Origin of the sequence: Streptomyces caatingaensis, assembly GCF_001187435.1 — a bacterium.
GTDB lineage: Bacteria > Actinomycetota > Actinomycetes > Streptomycetales > Streptomycetaceae > Streptomyces > Streptomyces caatingaensis.
Genome location: NZ_LFXA01000004.1, coordinates 49,603 through 72,091 on the forward strand (window position 1 = coordinate 49,603; position 22,489 = coordinate 72,091).

19 protein-coding genes, 1 pseudogene and 1 riboswitch are annotated in these 22,489 nt (G+C 75.3%); of the genes and pseudogenes, 12 read left to right on the forward strand and 8 right to left on the reverse strand.

All coding sequences use genetic code 11. From position 1 onward, the window contains the following. The first annotated feature begins 158 nt into the window (after positions 1–158). Positions 159–1,058 (forward strand): KPN_02809 family neutral zinc metallopeptidase, encoded by a 900-nt coding sequence (ypfJ, locus tag AC230_RS07630; protein ID WP_049715306.1) that lies wholly within the window; start codon positions 159–161, stop codon positions 1,056–1,058. Positions 1,059–1,247: 189 nt separating this feature from the next. Here the strand turns inward: ypfJ and AC230_RS07635 are convergent, their stop codons facing one another. The 3 genes from AC230_RS07635 to AC230_RS07645 form a co-directional block, all read right to left on the reverse strand. Beyond that, a complete protein-coding gene (locus AC230_RS07635) occupies positions 1,248–2,645 on the reverse strand; it encodes a hypothetical protein (protein WP_078871059.1) in 1,398 nt (465 codons plus the stop codon). A gap of 100 nt (positions 2,646–2,745) precedes the next feature. Further along, on the reverse strand, positions 2,746–3,870 hold the full coding sequence (locus tag AC230_RS07640) for an alpha/beta fold hydrolase (RefSeq protein ID WP_049715307.1): 1,125 nt from the start codon (positions 3,868–3,870) through the stop codon (positions 2,746–2,748). A 97-nt stretch (positions 3,871–3,967) separates the two neighbouring features. Beyond that, on the reverse strand, positions 3,968–4,630 hold the full coding sequence (locus tag AC230_RS07645; protein WP_049715308.1) for a class II aldolase/adducin family protein: 663 nt from the start codon (positions 4,628–4,630) through the stop codon (positions 3,968–3,970). Positions 4,631–4,769: 139 nt separating this feature from the next. Between AC230_RS07645 and AC230_RS07650 the strand changes: the two genes are divergently transcribed. The 8 genes from AC230_RS07650 to AC230_RS07685 all read left to right on the forward strand — a co-directional run bounded on the left by AC230_RS07650 (position 4,770) and on the right by AC230_RS07685 (position 13,808). Next, on the forward strand, positions 4,770–5,984 hold the full coding sequence (locus tag AC230_RS07650; RefSeq protein WP_049715309.1) for an inorganic phosphate transporter: 1,215 nt from the start codon (positions 4,770–4,772) through the stop codon (positions 5,982–5,984). A 14-nt stretch (positions 5,985–5,998) separates the two neighbouring features. Further along, the gene (locus tag AC230_RS07655) at positions 5,999–6,214 is read left to right on the forward strand and encodes a hypothetical protein (RefSeq protein WP_049715310.1); all 216 of its coding nucleotides are present in this window, start codon (positions 5,999–6,001) and stop codon (positions 6,212–6,214) included. Positions 6,215–6,449: 235 nt separating this feature from the next. Continuing rightward, positions 6,450–6,587: riboswitch (cobalamin riboswitch) on the forward strand. Positions 6,588–6,716: 129 nt separating this feature from the next. Then, positions 6,717–7,709: a cobalamin biosynthesis protein gene (locus tag AC230_RS07660; protein WP_049715311.1), complete on the forward strand. Its 993-nt coding sequence runs from the start codon at positions 6,717–6,719 to the stop codon at positions 7,707–7,709. Further along, positions 7,702–9,216 carry a cobyric acid synthase gene (locus tag AC230_RS07665; RefSeq protein WP_049715312.1) on the forward strand — a complete coding sequence of 505 codons (1,515 nt, stop codon included), beginning with the start codon at positions 7,702–7,704 and terminating at the stop codon, positions 9,214–9,216. The genes AC230_RS07660 and AC230_RS07665 overlap by 8 nt, the downstream gene beginning before the upstream one ends. A gap of 174 nt (positions 9,217–9,390) precedes the next feature. Continuing rightward, positions 9,391–11,490 carry a putative cobaltochelatase gene (locus tag AC230_RS07670; protein WP_049715313.1) on the forward strand — a complete coding sequence of 700 codons (2,100 nt, stop codon included), beginning with the start codon at positions 9,391–9,393 and terminating at the stop codon, positions 11,488–11,490. Beyond that, a complete protein-coding gene (gene cobO / locus AC230_RS07675) occupies positions 11,490–12,086 on the forward strand; it encodes a cob(I)yrinic acid a,c-diamide adenosyltransferase (protein ID WP_049715314.1) in 597 nt (198 codons plus the stop codon). The genes AC230_RS07670 and cobO overlap by 1 nt, the downstream gene beginning before the upstream one ends. Further along, positions 12,080–13,441, forward strand: coding sequence for a cobyrinic acid a,c-diamide synthase CobB (locus AC230_RS07680; RefSeq protein ID WP_049715315.1), 1,362 nt, complete (start codon positions 12,080–12,082; stop codon positions 13,439–13,441). The genes cobO and AC230_RS07680 overlap by 7 nt, the downstream gene beginning before the upstream one ends. Beyond that, positions 13,434–13,808, forward strand: coding sequence for a cobalamin biosynthesis protein (locus AC230_RS07685; RefSeq protein ID WP_241833133.1), 375 nt, complete (start codon positions 13,434–13,436; stop codon positions 13,806–13,808). Before AC230_RS07680 ends, AC230_RS07685 begins: the two co-directional genes overlap by 8 nt. A gap of 76 nt (positions 13,809–13,884) precedes the next feature. On the opposite strand, the gene AC230_RS07690 is transcribed toward AC230_RS07685, so the two are convergent. The 3 genes and pseudogenes from AC230_RS07690 to AC230_RS34490 all read right to left on the reverse strand — a co-directional run. After that, positions 13,885–14,946, reverse strand: a complete 1,062-nt coding sequence (locus tag AC230_RS07690; protein ID WP_241833134.1) for a DUF4034 domain-containing protein — start codon at positions 14,944–14,946, stop codon at positions 13,885–13,887. 52 nt (positions 14,947–14,998) lie between these two features. Further along, positions 14,999–15,643, reverse strand: coding sequence for a hypothetical protein (locus AC230_RS34485; RefSeq protein ID WP_338399789.1), 645 nt, complete (start codon positions 15,641–15,643; stop codon positions 14,999–15,001). A 178-nt stretch (positions 15,644–15,821) separates the two neighbouring features. After that, positions 15,822–16,604: pseudogene (locus AC230_RS34490) on the reverse strand (M48 family metallopeptidase); the annotation flags it as partial. A gap of 340 nt (positions 16,605–16,944) precedes the next feature. On the opposite strand from AC230_RS34490, the gene AC230_RS07700 reads away from it, so the two are divergent. The 3 genes from AC230_RS07700 to cobC all read left to right on the forward strand — a co-directional run bounded on the left by AC230_RS07700 (position 16,945) and on the right by cobC (position 19,933). Next, positions 16,945–18,153: a helix-turn-helix domain-containing protein gene (locus AC230_RS07700; RefSeq protein ID WP_277816844.1), complete on the forward strand. Its 1,209-nt coding sequence runs from the start codon at positions 16,945–16,947 to the stop codon at positions 18,151–18,153. 89 nt (positions 18,154–18,242) lie between these two features. Beyond that, positions 18,243–18,437 (forward strand): hypothetical protein, encoded by a 195-nt coding sequence (locus tag AC230_RS07705; protein WP_049715317.1) that lies wholly within the window; start codon positions 18,243–18,245, stop codon positions 18,435–18,437. Between the two features lie 425 nt (positions 18,438–18,862). Then, positions 18,863–19,933 (forward strand): Rv2231c family histidinol phosphate aminotransferase CobC, encoded by a 1,071-nt coding sequence (gene cobC, locus AC230_RS07715; protein WP_049715319.1) that lies wholly within the window; start codon positions 18,863–18,865, stop codon positions 19,931–19,933. A gap of 88 nt (positions 19,934–20,021) precedes the next feature. Here the strand turns inward: cobC and AC230_RS07720 are convergent, their stop codons facing one another. After that, the gene (locus tag AC230_RS07720; RefSeq protein ID WP_049715320.1) at positions 20,022–21,131 is read right to left on the reverse strand and encodes an amidohydrolase family protein; all 1,110 of its coding nucleotides are present in this window, start codon (positions 21,129–21,131) and stop codon (positions 20,022–20,024) included. Between the two features lie 27 nt (positions 21,132–21,158). After that, entirely contained in the window at positions 21,159–22,211 is a 1,053-nt protein-coding gene (locus tag AC230_RS07725; protein ID WP_049715321.1) for a methyltransferase, read from the reverse strand. Positions 22,212–22,489: the final 278 nt, after the last annotated feature.

A 22,489-nucleotide genomic window follows, 5' to 3' on the forward strand; every position in this document is an offset into this window, starting at 1 on the left:
ACGGTGCGTGTTCGCACGCCGGGCGTGCACCGTTCGGCTGTCGCCTGGTTCGCCGTCGTACGCCCGGATTCACTACCGTTCCGGACGGCCCGGCCGGGCACGGAACGGTCGGTGAACGGATACTCGGGGTGACGGCCCCGGGGGAAAGGCGGTGGTGCATGCAGTTCGACGACGACGCGGACCTCGACACCTCACAGGTGCAGGACGAGCGGGGCGGCCGCATCCCCGGGGGCGGGCTGACCGTGGGCGGCGGCGTCGTGGGGCTGCTGGCCCTGCTCGCCGGGCTGTTCTTCGGCATCGGCCCGGAGGAGCTGGGCCTGTCGTCCGGGTCCGGGCCGTCGGGCACGTCCTCCGGGAGCCCCCGGACCGACAGCCAGGTGGCGCAGAGCTGCAAGAAGGGGCGGGACGCGAACACGCGCGAGGACTGCCGGATCGTCGGCGTCGTCAACAGCGTCCAGTCCTTCTGGAAGCAGGAGTACGCGCGGGGCGGGCGCGCGTACGACCCGGCCCCGACCAAGCTCTTCACCGACCGGACGAACACGGCCTGCGGGACGGCGTCCTCGGCCGTCGGGCCGTTCTACTGCCCCGGTGACCACAAGGTCTACCTGGACCTGGGCTTCTTCAAGGAGCTGACCGACAAGTTCGGGGCGCGCGGCGGGCCGTTCGCCCAGGCGTACGTGGTCGCCCACGAGTACGGGCACCACATCCAGAACCTGACCGGGACGCTGGCCCGCACCCAGGACCGGCGGACGGGCGAGTCCAGCAACTCCGTCAAGGTCGAGCTGCAGGCGGACTGCTACGCGGGCGTCTGGGCGCACCACGCGACGACGACGCCGGACCCGGCGACGGGCCGCCCGCTGCTCAAGCAGCTGACGCAGCAGGACATCGCCGACGGCCTCTCCGCCGCGGCGGCGGTCGGGGACGACCGCATCCAGGAGAAGTTCCAGGGGCAGGTGACGCCGGAGAGCTGGACGCACGGCTCTGCGGCGCAGCGGCAGCAGTGGTTCACGACGGGGTATCGGACGGGGAGTGTTGTGGCCTGCAACACGTTCGGCTGACGCGGGCCCGGGGGGTGCCCTCCCCGGCCCGCCCTTTCTCCCCGGGAGGGGGTGCCCCCCGTTTCTGCGCGCTGCCGCGCGGTTTCGGGGCGCAGGGGGCGAAGCCCCCGCCCACCCGCGCGGCAGCGCGGCAAGAAACCGGGGGCACCCCCTCCGGGGGAAGGGCGGGCCGGGGGCGGACTCACCCGCTCATGTACCGCCGCGGTGGACCTGGAAGGCCGCGCGGCGGACGGCCTTGGCGAGCGCCGGGTCGGGGTGGGCGGCCGCCAGCGCCACCAGCACCTGGACGGTGCGGGGGTGGCCCACGGCGCGCACCTCCTCCAGAAGCCCCGGCACCGTCCCCTGCACGGCCGAGTCGAGATGGCGGACGAGGAGCCGGCTCTCTCCGTGGTCGGCCACGGCCGCCGCCGTGTCGACCCACAGCCACGTGGCCTCCTCACGGGTGAGCACCTCCGCCGCCTCCTCGGGGTCGTACCCCTCCTGCTCGGCGAGCCACAGCAGCGCGTACGGGCGGACGGCCGGCTCGTCGACGGCCGCGCGCACCGCGGGCTCGGCGGGCGCGCCCACCACGCGCAGCGCCTCGAAGGCCAGCCCGCGCACGAGCGCGTCGTCCCCCCGGGCCGCGTCGAGGAGTTCCTCGACCGCGCTGCGCACCGGCCGGGCGGCGATCCAGGCGCGGTACTCGGCGCGGGCGGGGCCGGGGCTGAGGTCGGCGCAGCCGCGGAGCATGGCCTCGGCGGCGAGCTCGATGTTGCCGGCGGGGCTCTGGGCGGCGACGCAGATCTGTTCGAGCTTGACCCAGACCGCCCAGTTGCCCAGCGGCGTCAGCACGGCCTCGGCCGTCGGGCCGGTGCCGCGGACGACGAGGGCGCCGACGGAGGCGAGCCCGTCCAGGGCCCAGTCCAGCAGGCCGGCGAGGGGTCCGGTCTCCTCGGGGCAGCGGGCGGACCGGTCGGGCACGGGCCGGCCCTGGTCACGGACCTCGTACCGGACCTCGCAGCGCTCGGCGCGGATCTCGGCCACGCGCTGGGTGAGCAGGTCGAGGAGCTCGGCGACGGGCACCGGGCCGCCGGACAGGTGCATGACGGACAGCAGTTGGGGCGCGGCCTCGACGACCTCGGCGGCGACGGTCGGGTCGGCGCCGTCCGGCTCGGGGCGGGCGATCGACCAGGCGTCGAAGAGCGCGACCCAGCCGCGCAGCACGGCGCTGTCGTCGCGGTCCCAGGCGGTCAGGCGCCAGCCGGGGCGGGCGGTGCCGCCGTGCAGCTCCAGGAGGCCGGCGAGCCGGGCCCGGTCCCAGTCGGCGCGGATCCGGGCGGCCGGCACGCCGAGGGCGGCCGCCGCCCGGTCGGCGGCCCGGTCGAGCTCCTCGGGGCGGGCCTCCTGGTCGGCCGCCCAGCGGGCGAGGCGGACGGCACCGGTGAGCCCGGCTCTGGCCTGCCGGGCGAGTTCGGCCCGGGCCGGGATGCCTGCGGGCGGGCGGGGGGCCGGACGGGAGCCTCGGTCGGCCACCGCCTTGCGGGCGGCGGCGATCGGCTGCCGGGGTACGAGTCTGAGCCGGGAGTCGCGCGGAGTACGGGACGTCACAGGAGCAGTCTTGCCGTTCACGCTCCGAAAACCCAATCGGAATCAACCATGCAGCCACCCATGACCCCTGGTGGCGACCGGTTCCGGTCTCCGTCGCGGGCTACACGAGGGGCGTCAGGAAGCGCCGCAGGGCCTCCTCGTAACCGGCCGGGTCGGCGTTCCACAGGGCGGCGTGCCCGGCGTCGCGGACGGTCCGCAGGGTGACGAGGCCGGGGCGGCGCCCGGCGAGGTCGCGGGAGAGGTGCCAGGGGGCCACGGGGTCGTCCGGGGTGTGCAGCAGCAGGGTCGGCACGGTCAGCCGCGCCGGGTCGGCGGCGGCCGCGAGTTCACCCTGGTCGAGGCCGGCGCGGGCGCGGGCGGAGTGCACCGCGAGCGCGCGCAGGCCGGCGGGCGGCCGGCGGCCGGCGAGCGCGCGCAGCGCGGCGTCCCAGTCGAGCACCGGGGAGTCGAGGACGAGCCCGCCGACGCGCGGGGCGACCCGCGGGTCGGCGGCGGCGAGCAGCGCCGCGGTGGCGCCGGTGGACCAGCCGAGCAGCACCACGTGCCGGGCGCCGCGCCGTACCGCCTCCGCGACGGCGGCGACGACGTCGTGCCGCGCGTCGGCGCCGAGCCGGTCGACGCCGCCCGGGGTCCGGGGCGCGCCGGGGTCCCCGCGCAGGGCGGGGACGAGCACGGGCAGCCGCGAGCGGTGCAGGAACGGCAGGACGACCAGGGGGTGTTCGCGGGTGGTGCCCAGGCCGTGCACGGCGATGACGAAGGTGTCGCGGGCGCCCGGCAGGAACCAGGCGGGCAGGGTGCCGTCCTCGGCGGGCACGTCGATGTCGCGGTGGGCGATGCCCAGGGCGGTGTACGGGTCGCCGAGGTGGACCTGCGGGGTGAAGTGGACGCGGGCGCCGGCGTGGAGATGGCCGTGGACGACGCGGACGAGGTGGCGGACGACGAGGTCGTGGGGGTGCGAGACGTCCGCGACGGGCGGCCCGACGATCGCGTGCAGGCCGGGCCCGGCGAGTCCGTGGGTGCCGGGGCGCAGGGTGGCGGGGGTGCGGGCGAGGGTGACCGTGCCGGCGTCGGCGGAGTGGACGGTGAGGGGGTGTTCGCCGGGCAGCGGGGTGTCCGGCCCGGTCCGCAGGGCGGCGGTGCCCGCGTACCGCCCGGCGGCCAGCGCGGCCGCCCCGGCCGCGGCCGCGGTCACCGCCGCCCGGACCGTCGTCCTGACCAGATGCATCCTCCAAGTGTCGGGGGGCGCGCGGGGCGCGGCCAGTCGGCGTGCGGGGGCGGGCCGCTGTTTCCGGCCGGACGGCGGCCGGAGGATGGCTTGATCGTTACGGTGCCTGCCCGTACCCGCCGAGCTTCCCGGCCGCTTCGGCGAGCTGCTCCGGGCCCAGCAGGGTGGGCGTGCGGCCGGGCACGCCCGAGGCGGCCAGCCAGACGCGGCACATCCACTCCAGCTGGGCGGTGCGGTCGTACGCCCGGTCGAGGCTCGTGGCGTGGGCGATCGTGCCGTGGTTGCGCAGCAGACAGGCGGTGCGGCCGTCGAGCGCGGCCAGGGCGTGCCGGGCGAGCGCGTCGCTGCCGTAGAGGGCGTACGGGGCGACGCGCACGGGACCGCCCAGGGCGGCGGTCATGTAGTGGATCGCCGGCAGTTCGTCGACGAGCGTGGAGACGGCGGTGGCGTGGACGGCGTGGGTGTGCACGATCGCCGTGGCGTCGGTGGCCCGGTAGACGGCGAGGTGGAGGGGGAGTTCGCTGGTGGGCGCGAGCCCGTCGCGCAGCGGGCGGCCGTCCGGGTCCACGGCGACGAGGTCGTCCGGGGCGAGCCGGTCGTAGGGGACGCCGCTGGGCGTGACGAGGATCATGTCGCCCAGCCGGGCCGAGACGTTGCCCGAGGTGCCCACCACGAGCCCCTCGGCGACCGTCCGACGGGCCGTGGCCAGCACTTCCGTCCGGATCCGGGCCTCGGCCGCGGGGTCCTTCGATTCCTTCACGCGTCACCGCCTCCGGTGGGTGACACCACGGCTCCCGTCCCCGTTCACCTTCCGTTCACCCGGAGTCCCTACGGTCGCCGCGTACTGACGTACGGACCGTCGTACGGACAATTGACCACCTGACTGATTGCCTGGGTGAATGGAACACATCACGCTTCTCATCGGGATCGTGATCGTCACGGCCTTGGTGTTCGACTTTACGAACGGCTTCCACGACACGGCCAACGCGATGGCCACCACCATTTCCACCGGGGCTCTCAGACCCAAGGTCGCGGTGGCCATGTCGGCGGTGCTCAACCTCGTCGGCGCGTTCCTCTCGGTGGAGGTCGCCAAGACGATCTCCGGAGGCATCATCGACGAAAGCGCCGGCATCCGGCCAGAGGTGATTTTCGCCGGTCTGGTCGGCGCGATCGTCTGGAACCTGCTGACCTGGCTGGCGGGCCTGCCCTCCAGCTCCTCGCACGCCCTCTTCGGCGGACTCATCGGCGCGACGCTCGTCTCCGTCGGCACGCACGGCGTCCACGGCGAGGCCGTCGTCATGAAGGTCCTCATCCCGGCCGTGGCCGCGCCCGTCGTGGCGGGCATCGCCGCGACCGCCGCGACCCGGCTCACCTACCGGCTGGCCCGCGGCCGCGACGAGGCCGACACCGCGCGCGGCTACCGCGCCGGCCAGATCGCCTCGGCCGCGCTCGTCTCGCTGGCCCACGGCACCAACGACGCGCAGAAGACCATGGGCGTGATCACCCTCGCCCTCGTCACCGGCGGCGTCGTCGCCCCGCACTCCGACCCGCCGCTGTGGGTCGTCGTCTCGGCCGGCCTCGCGATCGCCCTCGGTACGTACCTGGGCGGCTGGCGCATCATCCAGACCCTCGGCAAGGGCCTCACCGACATCCGCCCCGCGCAGGGCTTCGCCGCCCAGACCGGTGCCGCCACGGTGATCCTCGCCTCCTCGCACATCGGCTTCGCGCTCTCCACCACCCAGGTCTGCTCCGGCTCGATCATGGGCGCGGGGCTCGGCCGCAAGGGCGGCGTGGTCCGCTGGTCCACCGCCGGCCGCATGGTCGTCGCCTGGTGCCTGACGCTCCCCGCCGCCGGCCTCGTCGCCGGTGGCGCGGCCTTCCTGGCCGAGCAGGGCGACTGGGGCGTCACGGCGGTCGCCGTCCTCGGCCTCGCGGTCAGCGGCGCGATCTGGCTCGTGTCGCGGCGCAAGCCGGTCGTGCCGGACGACGCGGCGCCCGCGTCCGAGCCGGAGCCGGCCGGCGTCGTCACCCAGGCCCTCCAGGCCGTGGCCCCGCCCCCGCCGGCGGGCCCCTCCGTCACCGCTCCCGAGCCCGCCGTGGCCGCCACCAGCTGAGGATCCCTTCCACGATGAACATCAACTGGGCCGCTCTCGGCCAGGTCTTCGGGGTCAGCGTCGTCACGACGGTGGCGCTGGTCGGCGTCTTCACGCTCGGCATCGTCGGGACGGCGCCGCGCAAGGGCGGGAGTGGCGGTGCGTCCGCTCTGGTCCGTAGCGGGGCGTACGCGTGCTACGCGGCGTGTGCGGCGGCGGTCGGCTACGGGATCTACCTGATCGTTGCGTGAGGCGGCGGCGTCGCCTGCGGGTGAGGGGGAGGGGGCACCCCCCAGGACGGGCCGATTCGGCCCGTCCTGGGGGGTGCCCCCTCCGGGGGCCGCGCGCAGCGCCGTGGTACGCGCCGCGGCGCGCAGCCGGCCGTGGGCGGGCCCGCGAGGAGACACCCTCGCACCCCGAACCCCGAGTTGACGCCCGCTCAAGGGCCGTGGTGGACTGCCGGGGCCAACCGAACGGCGACAGCAGAGGAAGCCGGTGAGAATCCGGCGCGGTCCCGCCACTGTCACCGGGGAGCGCACCCCCGCGCACGAGCAGCACGCAACGCCACGGCCCGCGAAAGCCGGAAGGCAAGGGGGCCCGCGCCGATCCGGGAGCCAGGAGACTCTGGTCGCCGGCAGACGTCGAACCAGGGCGCGGACCCTGAGTGAGGACACGAACGCCATGCCCGGCCGTCGCCGCCGCCGACCACCGTCCGGACCGCGCTCCTTCCGAGGTGCCGCGGCGGTCTGAGCCATGCCCGCCGCCGACCCCCTCGGCTTCGCCTGCGGCGCCGCCCTCGGTTTCGCCTGCGACCTCGTCCTCGCCGACCCCCGCCGGGGCCACCCCGTCGCCGCTTTCGGCCGCGCCGCGCAGTCCGTCGAGCGCCTGCTGTGGCGCGACCACCGCGGCCGCGGCGCCCTGCACAGCCTGGTGTGCGCGGGGGGCGCGACCGCCGGTGCCGCGCTGCTCGCACGCGCCGTCCGCGCCACATCCGCGTCCCGACGCGGCCGCGCCGCCGACGCGGCCCTCACCGCCGCCGCCACCTGGGCCGTCCTCGGCGGCACCTCCCTCGGCCGGGAGGCCCGCGCGATCGGCTGGGCCCTGGCGGCCGGAGACCTCGACGTCGCCCGCGAACGCCTGCCGCACCTCTGCGGACGCGACCCGCAGTCCCTGGACGGGCAGCAGATCGCCCGCGCCGTCGTGGAGTCCGTCGCCGAGAACACCTCGGACGCCGTCGTCGGCGCCCTCGTCTGGGGCGCGCTCGCCGGCGTCCCCGGCCTGATCGGCTTCCGCGCGGTCAACACGCTGGACGCGATGGTGGGCCACAAGTCCCCCCGCTACCACCGCTTCGGCTGGGCCTCCGCCCGGCTGGACGACGTCGTCGGCTGGCCCGGCGCCCGCCTCACCGCCGCGCTGACCGTCCTGGCCGCCCCCGACCGGCGCGGCGCCCTGCGCGTCGCGCGCCGCGACGCGGGCCGTCACCCCAGCCCCAACGCGGGCCCGGTGGAAGCCGCGTTCGCCGGCGCCCTCGGCGTACGGCTCGGCGGCACCCTCGCCTACGCCGGCCGCGTCGAGCACCGTCCCGTCCTCGGCTCCGGCAACCGCCCGGTGGCCGTGGCCGACATCGAACGCGCCGTCCGGCTCTCGCGGCGGGTCTCCCTCCTGGCCCTGGGCGCGGCTGTCGGCGCCCGCGCGCTGGGCAGTGTCATAGGCAGGACCGTCAAGAGGAGCGGCTCGGGTGGGTAATCGGGGCGGGGGCCTGCTGATCGCGGGGACGACCTCCGACGCGGGCAAGAGCGTGGTCACCGCCGGCGTCTGCCGGTGGCTGGTGCGCAAGGGCGTCAAGGTGGCGCCGTTCAAGGCACAGAACATGTCGCTGAACTCCTTCGTGACCCGGGAGGGCGCCGAGATAGGCCGCGCGCAGGCCATGCAGGCCGCGGCCGCGCGCGTCGAGCCCAGCGCGCTGATGAACCCGGTGCTGCTCAAGCCCGGCGGCGACCGCAGCAGCCAGGTCGTCCTGATGGGCAAACCGGTCGGCGAACTGAGCGCGCGCGGCTACCACTCCGGGCGTCAGGAGCAGCTCTTCGGCACCGTGACCGGCTGCCTGGAGGAGCTGCGCGCCACCCACGACGCGGTGATCTGCGAGGGCGCCGGCAGCCCCGCCGAGATCAACCTGCGCCGCACCGACATCGTCAACATGGGCATCGCGCGTGCCGCGCGCCTGCCCGTCGTCGTGGTCGGCGACATCGACCGCGGCGGCGTCTTCGCGTCCTTCTTCGGCACCACCGCGCTGCTCTCCCCCGAGGACCAGGAGCTCATAGCGGGTTACCTGGTCAACAAGTTCCGCGGTGACGTATCGCTGCTGGAGCCGGGGCTGGAGATGCTGCGCGGGCTCACCGGCCGCCGGACGTTCGGCGTCCTGCCGTTCGCGCACGGACTCGGCATCGACGAGGAGGACGGGCTCCGCGTCTCGCTGCGCGGCGCGGTCCGCGAGTCGGTCGTCGCCCCGCCGCTGGGCGAGGACGTGCTGCGGGTCGCGGTCTGCGCCGTCCCCCTGATGTCCAACTTCACGGACGTGGACGCGCTCGCCGCCGAACCCGGCGTGATCGTCCGCTTCGTCGACCGACCCGAGGAACTGGCCGACGCGGACCTCGTTGTGGTCCCCGGCACCCGCGGCACCGTCCGTGCCCTGACCTGGCTGCGCGAGCGCGGCCTCGCCGACGCGCTGCGGCGGCGGGCCGCCGAGGGCCGCCCGGTGCTGGGCGTCTGCGGCGGCTTCCAGGTGCTGGGCGAACGCATCGAGGACGAGGTCGAGTCGCGGGCCGGGGTCGTGGAGGGGCTGGGCCTGCTGCCCGTACGGGTGCGGTTCGCGCCGGAGAAGACCCTGGCCCGGCCGGTGGGCGAGGCGCTCGGCGAGCGGGTGGAGGGCTACGAGATCCACCACGGCGTCGCCGAAGTGCTGGGCGGGGAGGCGTTCCTGGACGGCTGCCGGGTGGGTTCGGTGTGGGGTACGCACTGGCACGGCTCGCTGGAGAGCGACGCGTTCCGCCGGGCGTTCCTGCGGCGGGTGGCGGAGGCGGCGGGCCGCCGCTTCGTCCCCGCGCCGGACACGTCGTTCGGAGCCCTGCGCGAGGAACAGCTGGACCGCCTGGGCGACTTGATCGAGGAGCACGCGGACACGGACGCGCTGATGCGCCTGATCGAGGACGGGGTGCCGGAAGGCGCCCCCTTCATCCCGCCGGGGGCGCCGTGAGCACCACATCCGCGCTAACCCCGCATGCGCGGGGACCAAACAAGCACGCCACCTACGGCAGGGGAAACCGCAGGATCACCCCCGCATGCGCGGGGACGCGGGCAGCAGCCTGGCCCGAAAGGCGCAAACGCACCGCTGAAGCTGCACGGAACCACCCGAAGGAGTGATCAACGCGTGACGACCACCCCCTACCCGCTCACCGCGATTGTCGGTATGGCGGACCTGCGCCTGGCGTTGCTCCTCAACGCAGTGAGCCCCGCGGTGGGCGGAGTACTGATCCGCGGCGAGAAAGGCACGGCCAAGTCGACAGCGGTACGCGGCGTGGCCACCTTGATGCCTCACCTCGCGGTCGTCAACAACTGCCGCTTCTCCTGCGACCCGGCCGCCCCGGATCCGACGTGCCCCGACGGTCCACACGAAGCGGAGGCCGGAGACGTACGGCCGACCCGCATGGTCGAACTGCCCGTCGGTGCCTCCGAGGACCGGCTCGTCGGCGCCCTCGACATCGAGCGCGCCCTGTCGGACGGCGTGAAGTCCTTCGAGCCCGGCCTGCTGGCCGACGCGCACCGGGGCGTGCTCTACGTCGACGAAGTCAACCTGCTGCACGACCACTTGGTCGACCTGTTGCTGGACGCCGCCGCGATGGGCGCGACGTATATCGAACGCGAAGGCGTCTCCGTCCGCCACGCCAGCCGCTTCCTCCTCGTCGGCACCATGAACCCCGAGGAGGGCGAGCTCCGGCCCCAGCTCCTCGACCGCTTCGGGCTGACCGTCGAGGTCGCCGCCTCCCGCGAGCCCGACGAGCGCGTCGAGGTCGTCCGCCGGCGCCTCGCCTTCGACGAGGACCCGGCCGCGTTCGCGGCCAAGTGGGCCGCCGAGGAGGACGCGTTGCGCGAGCGCATCGCCGCCGCGCGCGCCCTGCTGCCGTCCGTACGGCTCGGCGACGGGGCCCTGCGCCGGATCGCCGCGGTCTGCGCCGGGTTCGAGGTGGACGGCATGCGCGCCGACATCGTCACCGCGCGCACGGCGACCGCGCTCGCGGCGTGGGCGGGCCGTACGGACGTCGTCACCGAGGACGTACGGCAGGCGGCCCTGCTCGCCCTCCCCCACCGTCGACGCCGCAACCCCTTCGACGCGCCCGGCCTGGACGAGGCCAAACTGGACGAGATCCTGCGGCAGTTCGAGGACGAGGACGACGACCCGGAGCCGGAGCCGGAGGGGCCGGACGACGGCCCGCAGGGCCCCGACGACAACGGCCCGGACGACAGCGGTCCGGACGGCGGCCCGGACGGCGGCGGCGAGCCCCCGCAGTCCTCCGAGGGCGAACTCCCCGCGCCGCGCGAGGAGCGGCAGCCCGCCCCCGAGCCGGCCGAGGGCGAAGCCGCCCCCCAGGAGGCTCCGGCCCCCGGGGCCGCCGCCCAGGACGCCGCACCCGTGGCCGCCGCCGACCCCTTCCGCACCCGCAAGTTCGACGTCCCCGGCCTGGGCGAGGGCGCGGCCGGCCGCCGCTCGCGGTCGCGGACGCCGCACGGCCGGACGACCGGCGCGCGCCGCCCGCGCGGCGCGCTGTCCCGGCTGCACCTGGCGGCGACCGTGCAGGCCGCGGCGCCGCACCAGCGGGCGCGCGGGCGGACGGGCCGCGGTCTGGTCGTCCGCCGGGACGACCTGCGGGAGGCGGTGCGCGAGGGCCGCGAGGGCAACCTCGTCCTGTTCGTCGTGGACGCCTCCGGCTCGATGGCGGCGCGCAAGCGGATGAGCGCCGTCAAGGGCGCGGTCCTCTCCCTCCTCCTCGACGCCTACCAACGCCGCGACAAAATCGGGATGATCACCTTCCGGGGCTCCGGCGCGGAGGTGGCGCTGCCGCCGACCTCGTCGGTGGACGCGGGCGCGGCCCGGCTGGAGAAGCTGCCGACCGGCGGCCGCACCCCGCTCGCCGCGGGCCTGCTCCAGGCGCACGAGGTGCTGCGGGTGGAGCGGCTGCGCGACCCGTCCCGCCGCCCGCTGCTGGTCGTCGTGACGGACGGCCGGGCCACCGGCGGCCCGGAGCCGCTGGCCCGCGCGGCGCGCGCGGCCGGCCTGCTGGCCGCCGGGGGCACCGCCTCCGTCGTCGTCGACTGCGAGGCGGGGCCCGTGCGCCTGGGCCTGGCCGCCGAGTTGGGCCGCTCGCTGCTCGCCCCCGTCGTCACCCTCGACGACCTGCGCGCGGACAGCGTCTCCGCGCTCGTCCGCACCGTACGCAACAGCAACGGCAACACCTCCAGGAGGGCCGCGTAATGCCCAAGGGACAGCCGACCGTCGTCCCGGACGACGGTCTCACCACGCGCCAGCGCCGCAACCGGCCGCTGGTCTTCGTCCACACGGGGATGGGCAAGGGGAAGTCGACGGCGGCGTTCGGGCTGGCGCTGCGGGCCTGGAACCAGGGCTGGCCGGTCGGGGTGTTCCAGTTCGTGAAGTCCGCGAAGTGGCGCGTCGGCGAGGAGCGGGCGCTGAAGGTGCTCGGCGAGACCGGCGAGGGCGGGACGGTCGCCTGGCACAAGATGGGCGAGGGCTGGTCCTGGGTGCAGCGCGACATCTCCTCCAGCGAGGAGGCGGCGCGCGAGGGCTGGGAGCAGGTCAAGCGCGACCTGGCCGCCGAGTCGTACCGGCTGTACGTGCTGGACGAGTTCGCGTACCCGCTGCACTGGGGCTGGATCGACACGCAGGAGGTCATCTCCGTCCTCCGCGACCGTCCGGGCACCCAGCACGTCGTCGTCACGGGCCGCAACGCCCCCCAGGAACTGGTGGACTTCGCGGACCTCGTCACCGACATGTCGAAGGTCAAGCACCCCATGGACACGGGCCAGAAGGGCCAGCGGGGCATCGAGTGGTGAGTGCGCACGTCCCCCGCCTCGTCATCGCCGCGCCGTCCTCCGGCAGCGGCAAGACGACCGTCGCGACCGGCCTGATGCGGGCGTTCGCGGACGCGGGCCTCGCCGTGTCCGCGCACAAGGTCGGCCCCGACTACATCGACCCGGGCTACCACGCCCTCGCGACGGGCCGCCCGGGCCGCAACCTGGACGCGTACCTCTGCGGCCCGGAGCGCGTCGCCCCCCTCTTCCTGCACGGCGCGGCGGGCGCCGAACTGGCCCTGGTCGAGGGCGTCATGGGCCTCTTCGACGGCGCGAGCGGCCAGGGCGAGCTGGCCTCCACGGCCCACGTCGCGAAGCTCCTGCGCGCCCCCGTGGTCCTCGTCGTCGACGCGTCGTCGCAGTCGCGCTCGGTGGCGGCGCTGGTGCACGGCTTCGCGTCCTGGGACCCGGAGGTGCGGGTCGCCGGCGTGATCCTCAACAAGGTCGGCTCCGACCGTCACGAGGCGCTGCTGCGCGAGGCGTTGGGCGGCTCCGGCGTCCCGGTCCTCGGCGCCCTGCGCCGCGCCTCCGACATGGACACCCCCAGCCGCCACCTCGGCCTGATCCCCGTCGCGGAACGCCGCGCGGAGGCGCTGGACGCGGTGGCGTCCCAGGCACGGCGGGTCCGCGAGGGCTGCGACCTGGAGGCCCTCCTGGCCCTGGCCCGCAGCGCACCCCCGCTCCCGGACGTCCCCTGGTCACCGCCCGCCTCCGTCGCACCGGCCGCCCGCCCGGTGATCGCCGTGGCGGGCGGCCCGGCCTTCACCTTCTCCTACGCCGAACACACGGAACTCCTCACGGCGGCGGGCGCGGACGTGGCCGTCTTCGACCCGCTCCGCGACGAGGAGCTGCCCGCCGGCACGTCCGGCCTGGTCATCGGCGGCGGCTTCCCGGAGGTGTACGCCCCGGAGCTCTCCGCCAACGAGCCGCTCCGCGCGGCCGTGGCCGCCCTGGCGGCCTCCGGCGCCCCGGTGGTGGCGGAGTGCGCGGGCCTGCTGTACCTCTCCCGCTCCCTGGACGACCGCCCGATGTGCGGCCTCCTGCCCACCGACGCGCGCATGTCCCCCCGCCTGACCCTGGGTTACCGCGAGGCCGTCGCCCTCACGGACTCCCCCCTGGCCACGGCGGGCACCCGCGTCCGCGGCCACGAGTTCCACCGCACCGTGACCTCCCCCGCCGCGGGCCCCTCCCCCGCCTGGGGCTTCACCCACCCCGAACGCCGCCTGGAGGGCTTTGCCTCGGCCCACGTCCACGCGTCGTACCTGCACGTCCACTGGGCCGGCGCCCCGGGCACGGCGGAACGACTGGTCGCGGCCTCGGCGGCCGTCCGTGCGTGAGTACGTGGCCGGGGTCGGGGCCCGGCCCGGGGTTCCCGCGGACGAGGTCCTGGCCCTGGTCTCCCGGGCGATCCCCCCGGACGGCCGTCTCGTGGTCCTGGCAACACTCGACTCCCGCGCGGCCGAGCCGGGCCTGATCACGGCCGCCCGCTCCCTGCGCGTGCCGCTGCTGGCGTACTCCGCCGCCGAGTTGTCGTCGGTCCCGGTGCCGTCCCCGTCGGCGAGGGTCCACGCGGCGACGGGCACGGCCGGCGTGGCGGAGGCTGCGGCGGTGCGCGGGGCGGGAGTCGGCGCGGTGCTGGTGGTCCCGAAGACGGTGGGGGACGGGCGCCGGGTGACGTGCGCGGTGGCGGCGCGGAGGCCGTGACCCGGCTGGGCACGGGGCGCACCGGCCGTCGGGTGACGGCCTGCGGCGTTCGAGCACGCCGGCTGCGAGCGGGGCGTCAGCGGCCCTTCCGGAGCGCCCCCGAGCCGACGATCGCCGCGTCGCGGTAGAGGCAGAAGGCCACCGCCTCCTTGGTCGGGTAGTACGTCCACGGCACCGCCGCCACATGGCCGTCCACCCGCCGGAACTGCTCCACGGCCTCCGCGTAGCGCTCCTGCTTGGTCAGGATGTACGCCAGCAGGTGCCGTGCGGCCGGCAGCCGGGGGTGGTCCGGACGGCAGGCCGCCACGTCCATCAGCGCGGCGTCGACCATGGCCGTGAGGTGCACGGAGCGGAAGGCGACGTCCGGGGCGTCCGCGTCGAGGTGGTCGTGCCAGTGCTGGAGCGGGAGCATGGTCATCAGGTTGCCGGGCGGTGCCGTGCGCGCGGCCCCCCACGCGAACTCGCCCACCAGCTCCTCGGAGCCGCACCATCTCGGGTACCAGTACGAAAGAGCCGAAAGGTGGGCGTCGAAGTGGTACGGCGCGCGGGAGGTGATCTCGGCCCACAGCTCCCGCATCATGTCGTGCGAGGCGCCCGTGGCCTTGTACAGCGGGATCCTGGCGATGTAGGGAGTGGGGTCCTCCGGCGCGGCCAGTGCCAGGGCCCGGTCGAGGTCGTCCCGGGCCTCCTCCAGCACCCGGTGGAAGCCCATGAACTGTTCGGCCGTGGTGTCCTTGGCCCAGGCCGTGCCACGGACCTCCCACGCCACGATGATCCTCGCCTCGGCCTTGACGATGGCCGCGCCCGGGTCGCCGGGGCGCGCGGTCTCCCAGTCCCTGAGCCAGGCGTCGTCCTGCGCCGCCGCGTGGGCGATGATCCCGACGAGCGCGGAGCGCCGCTCCCAGTCATGGCCGGTGACGTCGAGCGCCCGCGCGGCGGGCTCCCAGTCGCCCCGGACGAGGGCCGCCTCGATGGCGTCGGCCTCGGGGTCCGCGAAGGCCCGCGCCGTGTTCTGCCGCTCCGGCGGCAGCCAGCCAGCGGCGGCGAGCCGGGCGGCGGACGGCTCTGCGCCCGCGCGCCGCTTCCTCCGGATCCAGAGGGCGACGGACACCGCGATGATGATGAGGGACAGCAGCATGTCTGAAGGGAATCCGATCGAGAGAAATCGAGAGAAGGGAACAGGGGGACGTTCAGACGGCGGACGAGCGCAGCAGTTCACGCAGCGGTGCCGTGTCGGGGACGTCCGCGACGGCCGGCCGTACCGCGGCCGCCACCGCATCGGTGACCTCCCGGCCGCCCGGCAGCAGCAGTCGCGCCGGCTGCGCCCAGGACGGCTCCCAGCGGGCTGCCGCCCTTTCGGCCAGGGCCAGTTCGGTCATGTCGTGCAGCCCGGAGGACAGCTTGGGGCGCAGGAACTCCCGGGCCGCCCTGCCCCGGGCCCGCGCGGCCTCCGGTGAGGCGGGCAGGTGGCCGGCGATCCGCCACAGCGCACCCGCGTCGACGGCGTCGAGGAACACCGCGAGGTCCGCCGCCGCGCTCGCCGGGGACGCCGGGAGGCCCGCCTCCGCCAGCGCCTCCCGCAACGGGCGCGCCCCCTCCGTCGTCAGCGCGTGCAGGGCCCGGTGCGTCAACTCCCGCCAGTCCGCGGTCCGTTCCAGGGCCAGGGCCTCCGGGGCGAGAACGGCCGCCTCCAGCTCCGCCAGGACCCGCCCGGTGTCGCGCAGCAGCGCGAGCGCGGGCCCGGCCGGGGCGGCCGCCCGGCCGTCGTCGGGCAGCGCCTCGATCCGGCGGATGCGGTCGGCCGGCGCCGGGTGGGTGTCGTACGGGGAGGGCACCGGCCGGTGGTTCGTCCCGCAGCGCCGCCAGCTCCTCCCGGCGCCCCGGGGCCGTGAGCAGCCTGTGCAGGCCGCCGAAGACCTCGCCGCGCGGCGGGAGGAGGCCCGCGGGGACGCCCATCGTCGCGTAGCGGCTCATGTAGAAGTCGTGTGCCGCGACGAGCACGGCCGTCTCCCGGAGCGCCGACGCGGTGGCGTCCCGCCCGGCGATCCGCGCGGCCGTCCGGTCGGCGGCGAGCTCCTGCGCCCGGCCGACGCCATGGGTGGCCCGCAGGCAGAACCGGGCGTACGCGAGAAAGGGCCTGGCCGCCGTCCGGTGGGCGAACCCGGCCCCGCGTCCCTTGGTGCTCCCTCCGGCAACGGCCTTCTCCCGGCGGGAGCGCTCCTTGTCGATCCGCTTCCGCTCCTGCGCCCGGAACGCCTCCACGGTGCGCAGCACGCTGTCCCGGCCGCGGTGGGCGAGGCCGGCGAGCCGGGTGTCGGTGTTGCCGTAGTGGGCGAGTTCGTGGGCGAGCACGGCGCGCACCTGCGCTTCCGTGAGCCCGATCAGCAGCGGAACGCCGATGTAGAGCCGGCGCGGACCGGTCGGCAGGCCGAGCAGCCGGGTGTCCTCGGAGACGCCCGCGTTCGCGTCCCCGGTGAGGAGGATCGCGTCAGGCGCCCGCGTGCCGACCCGCTCGGCCAACGAGCGGACCGTCCGCCACAGTTCGGGCTGCTCGCTCTCGCCGAGCGGCAGCCCGGCGACGCCGGCGTCGCCCGGCCTGTCGAGCAGCAGGGTCCCCCGGACGACCGGCACCCCGAGCAGCACCGTCAGGACGGTCACCGCGACCGCGACGGCCGTCGGCGCCCAGACCCACGCCGCGACGCCGGCACCGAGCAGAGTCCCGAGCACGGCCAGGGTCAGCAGGTGGAACCCGGCCGGCAGGGCGAAGGCCCGGAGGGCGCGCAGCGAGGTGCCCACAGGACGAGGTCCCCCAGATGAAGAGTCGGCGAGGCAACGACCAGGGGATCATACGTACGATTCGGGTACGAGCGGGCGGAATTTCGCCCGACGCCGAACAGTGCCGGTCACGCCCGGTATCGCCCCTCCGAGGGGGAGCCCGGCCGAGGCACCGACGACGGCGACGAGGCACCATCGCGGGAACGCACCGCCGTACGCCTCCTCGCAGCACCGGGCCAGCCAAGCACCTCCGGCGTCAATCCGCCGCCCGGCAAGGCTCGTTCGCACTGATCGCACGGCGTACGCTGGGCGAGAGGGAGCGACTTCGTACCTGGGGGCGGAGATGACCAACCCGGCCGGGATGACCTTTGGGGAGCGCATCCGGTTCCACCGGGAGCGACGCGGAATGACGCGGCCCGTGCTGGCGGGGCTGGTCGGCCGGGGCCCCGACTGGCTGAAGAAGATCGAACGCGGCGAGCGGGAGCTCCGGGACTACACACTGCTGGTACGGCTCGCCAACGCACTGCGTCTGTCGGATCTTTCGGAGCTGACGGGGGACCCGGTCCCGCGACCTGTGGTCCCTGCGGCCCGGCTGGTGCTGCCGAACCTCGACGAGGTGCGGGAGGCCATCCGGGGGCCGCTGTTCCCGGTCGAGCCGCCGGAGCCGCCGTCCGTGGACGCGCTCCGGGGGCGCGTGGCCGAGGCGTGGAGGCTCTGGCATGTCAGCCGGTTCAACCGGACGGAGGTGGGGGCACTGCTTCCGGGTCTCATCCGGGACGCCTCGTGCCTTCCGCGGCGCCTGGAGGGCTCGGACCGCCGGAAGGCGTACAAGGTGCAGGCCGACGTCTGGCACCTCGCCCAACAGGCCACGGCCTACGCCGTCGAGGCCGAGTTGTACTGGCTGATCGCCGACAGGGGCAGGCAGGCCGCCGTGGAGGCCGACGATCCGCTGTGCCTCGCGGGTGCCTCGTGGACCTGGGGGAACGGCCTGCGGGAGACCGGCTACGCCGACGAGGCGATCCGGGTGGTGGAGCAGGCGGCCGAGGCGATCAAGCCCCGGCTCGAGGAGGGCTCCGACGACCTTCGGGCGATGTACGGGGCACTGCGCCTGCACGCGGCGATCACATACGCCCGCGAGGGCCAGGAGGGCGACGCGTGGCGGAGCTGGGACGACGCGGACCGGACCGCGCGCAGGCTGCCGAACGGATACGCGCACTCCTGGACCGTCTTCGGGTCCGCCAACGTGGCCGTGCACGGCGTCAGCGTCGGCGTGGACCTGCGGACTCCCGGAGCGGCTCTGAGCCGTGCCGAGGACATCGAGCTCGGTTCCGTGCCGAGCGTCGAGCGGCGGTCCCGGGTGCTGATCGAGCTGGGGCGCGCCCAGCGGCAACGGAAGGACATTGCTGGGGCCGTCCACTGGATGCGGAAGGCCGTGGACGTCTCACCGGAGGCCGTGCGCTTCACGCCCATGGCCCGTGACCTGACGGCCGCGCTCGTCAAGGAAGCCCGCGGCCCGCTCAGCCGTGACGCGCACGAACTCGCCGAAGAAGTGGGCGTACTGGCCGCGTAGCGGCTTCTGCGTGACCGCGAGGGGGACGCCGGGTCGATGGCCCCTGGCTGTCCCTGTCGCTCGTGCTTGGTCTGCGTAGATTCGCGGCCATGCAGATGGCGGAGAGACAGTTCGCGACATGGCGTCGCGGCGACGAGCCGACGCCGGTCGACGGCTGCGATGTATGCGCGGCCCTGCAGAAGCAGCGAGAGGAAGCCCGCAAGCGCGGCGACCATTCCAAGGTCACCGACGCCCATGTGGAGATTGCCCGGCATCCCCATGGGACGACGGCCCGGGCCAAGTGATGCCCGGTTCCGGATGCGCGGAGCACGCGTTCGCACGGGCCCCGGACGCCGGCCCGCTCTACCGGGCATTGTGCGTGTCGCGCCCGACGGCGTGCATGGCGTACTCGGGTCCGCAGCCGACCGTTGCGGCTCTGCACGAGTGGATCGCGGAGCACTTCCGGGACACCGCCCGAAGCACGGGCGAGGCCCATGAGGAATATGAACGCACCATGGGCGACCGGGTCCAGTGAGCGCAGCCGTCGCTAGGCAGGCGAGCTCGATCCGGCCCCGTCGGCGTGCTCCCCCCGGCGCCGACCGGCGCCGGCCGCCTGCGGGCACGCGCCAGCCGTCACCCCCACGCTCCGGGAGAGCGGCGGCGCGCGGCCCCCCGTCGGCCAGGTAACGTCTCCCCCCGAGGACCACGCGCACCAGAAAGCCCCGCTCCCATGCAGCAGCACATATCCCCCGAGCCCGACCTCCGCCACCACGGGGACGCGGAAGTGCGCGGAATGGGGGCGGAGTTGACCGATATGGCGGTCAACGTGCGGGCGGGGACGCCGCCGCGGTGGCTGCGGGAGCGGATCGCCGCCTCGATCGGGGGGCTGGCCGCGTATCCGGACGGGCGGGCGGCGCGGCGGGCGGTCGCGGCGCGGCACGGGCTGCCGGAGGAACGCGTGCTGCTGACGGCCGGGGCCGCCGAGGCGTTCGTGCTGCTGGCGCGGACGCTGGAGGCGAAGCGGCCGGTGGTGGTGCACCCGCAGTTCACCGAGCCGGAGGCGGCCCTGCGGGACGCGGGGCATGAGGTGGAGCGGGTGGTGCTCGGGGCGGAGGACGGGTTCCGGCTGGACCCGCGTGCGGTCCCCGGCGACGCCGACCTCGTCGTCGTCGGCAATCCGACCAACCCGACCTCGGTCCTGCACCCGGCGACCGCCCTGGCCCGGCTCGCCCGCCCGGGGCGCACCCTCGTCGTGGACGAGGCGTTCATGGACGCGGTGCCCGGCGAGGGCGAGTCGCTCGCCTCCCGTACGGACCTGCCGGGCCTGGTCGTCCTGCGCAGCCTCACCAAGACCTGGGGTCTGGCGGGGCTGCGCGTCGGGTACGTCCTGGCGTCGCCGGGGCGGATCGCCCGGCTGGAGCGGGCGCAGCCGCTGTGGCCGGTGTCGACGCCGGCGCTCGTCGCGGCGGAGGCGTGCAGCGAGCCGGCGGCGCTCGCGGAGGCCGCGCACGCGGCGCACCGGATCGCCGCGGACCGGGCGCACCTGGAGTACCGGCTGGCCAAGTTCCCCTCCGTCGAGGTGCTTTCGCCGGCGTCCGGGCCGTTCCTGCTGGTGCGGGTGCCGGACGCGACGGCCGTGCGGTCGCGGCTGCGGGGGCTGGGCTTCGCGGTGCGCCGGGGCGACACGTTCCCGGGCCTGGGCCCGGACTACCTTCGGCTGGCGGTCCGGGACCGCGCGACGACGGACCGGTTCGCGGAGGCCCTGGAGCGGGCCCTGGAGCGGCCCCTGGGCGAGAGCTGACGCGAGGGCGGAGTCGCTCAGCGGAGTCCTTCGGCCCACCAGGGCCCCTCTACGGAGTCCCTCAGCCCACCAAAACCCCTCAGCCCCCTCACCCCACCACCCTCCCCCGCAGAATCACCCGCTCCGGCGCCCCCAGCACCCGCACGTCCTCCCGCGGATCCGCCCCGTAGACGACCAGGTCGGCCGGAGCGGCCTCCTCCAGGCCGGGGCGGCCCAGCCACCGGCGGGCGTTCCAGGACGCGGCACCGACCGCGGTGGTCACCGGCAGGCCGGCCCGTACCAGTTCGGCGACCTCCTGGGCGACGAGGCCGTGGGCGAGCGAACCGCCCGCGTCCGTACCGACGTAGACGGGGATGCCGGCGTCGTACGCGGCGCCCACCGTCGCGTAGCGGCGCTCGTGCAGCCGCCGCATGTGGCCGGCCCAGCGGGGGAACTTCCGTTCGCCGCCGTCCGCGAGGCGCGGGAAGGTGGCGATGTTGACGAGCGTCGGGACGATCGCGACGCCGCGCTCCGCGAAGAGCGGAATCGTCTCCTCCGTGAGCCCGGTGGCGTGCTCGACACAGTCGATGCCCGCCTCGACCAGCGGCGCGAGCGACTCCTCCGCGAAGCAGTGCGCGGTCACCCGGGCCCCGAGCCGGTGCGCCTCGGCGATGGCCGCCTCGACGGCGCCGCGCGGCCAGCAGGCGGAGAGGTCGCCGGTCTCGCGGTCGATCCAGTCGCCGACGAGCTTGACCCAGCCGTCGCCCCGCCGGGCCTCCCGCGCGACGTAGGCGACGAGGTCCTCGGGCTCGATCTCGTGGGCGTAGTTGCGGATGTAGCGCTTGGTCCGGGCGATGTGGCGGCCCGCCCGGATGATGCGCGGCAGGTCCTCGCGGTCGTCGATCCAGCGGGTGTCGGACGGGGAGCCGGCGTCGCGCAACAGCAGGGCGCCCGCGTCCCGTTCGGTCAGGGCCTGTTTCTCGCTGGTGGCCGCGTCGACCGGGCCGTGGGCGTCGAGGCCGACGTGGCAGTGGGCGTCGACGAGTCCGGGCAGTGCCCAGCCCTCGACCGTGGTGACGTCGCGCGCCCCCGCCGGGCGGTCGAAGGTGATCCGTCCGCCGACCACCCACATCTCGTCGCGCACCCCGCCGTCGGGGTCGGCCCCGGTCAGGACCCGTCCCCTGATGTGCAGGACCGTGCTGTCGTGCTCGTCCGCCATGTTCCCTCTCCCGTCCGTCCGGCACGCTCACTTGCGGCCGACGACCATGGACTCCGCGCCGGCCAGGCGTCGCGCCCGGCTCTCGCGGAATCCGGCCTCCGCCAGCCAGCCCCGGCAGTCCGCGGTGGTGCAGTCGAAGCCGCCGGTGGTCTCGATGAGCATGTTGAGACTGCTGAGCAGCCCGGTCAGATTCTCCCTCCGGTCGTCGTCGATGAAGCTCTCGTGGACGACGACGAGCCCGCCCTCCGGCAGCGCCTCGTACGCCTTGCGCAGCAGCGTCCGTTTGCCGTCCAGGTCCCAGTCGTGCAGGACGTGCCCGAAGAGCAGGACGTCGGCGCGCGGGAGCGGGTCGGCGAAGAAGTCCCCGGCGGTGAACGACAGGCGTTCCGCGGGGCCGCGGAGCTCCCTGTTGCGCTCGAAGTTGGCGCGGACGGCCTCCAGGTCGAAGCCGGTGCCCCGCAGGTGCGGGTGGCGGTGCAGGAGGTGGCTGAGCAACGCGCCCTCGGCGCAGCCGATGTCGGCGACGGTGCGGTGGGCGGCCCAGTCGACGGCCTCGGCGAGGGCGTCGGCGGAGCGCATGGTGAGCCCGGTCATGGCCTGCTGGAAACAGGCGAGGCGCTCGGGGTCCTTGTAGAGGGCGGAGAACAGGTCGCCGCCGTCCTTGATCTCGTTCTGCGGCTTCCCGGTGCGCAGTCCGTCGGCGAGGCTGCCCCAGAAGCCGTACAGCCGGTTGTCGTACAGCTCCAGCGCGCCACCCAGATAGGTGGTCTTGTTCCGGTCCAGATAGCGCGCGGTGGCGGGGGTGTTGGCGTACCGGCCGTCGGCGCCGCCCGCGTCGTCCTCGCGCTCCAGCAGGCCGAGCGCGACGAGGGTGTCGAGGAAGTCCCGGACGGAGCGGGGGTGCAGGCCGAGCCGCAGGCGGAGTTCCTCGCCGGTCAGGGGGCCCCGGGCCAGCTCGGTGAAGAGCCCGAAGCGGGTGGCGGCGAACAGCACCTGGGAGGCCTGGAAGCCGAGGGCGATGCGCAATATGGAGTCGAGGGCGGTGGCGTCGTCGCCACGGGTGCCGCACAGGTCGTTCACAGGGCCCTCCTCGCACGCGGAATTGCGGGTGTGTGGTGGAAAGTGCAGCATGCCGCCGGGCCCGTCCAGCCCCGCCCGCGGACGTCACCGGCCCTCTGTCCCACAGGGGTTGACACCGGGGCGCGGGTGCTCTCCTCCCGGAGGGCGAGGGGGGCCCGGGCGTACCGGCCGGGAGCACGAGACGCGCATGGGCCCGGCGCAGGAGAGGTTCCGCCCGTGCGGACGACGTGCTCCGCGGCCCGGCGGACGACCATGGCGGCATGCCGTACAGGACGACA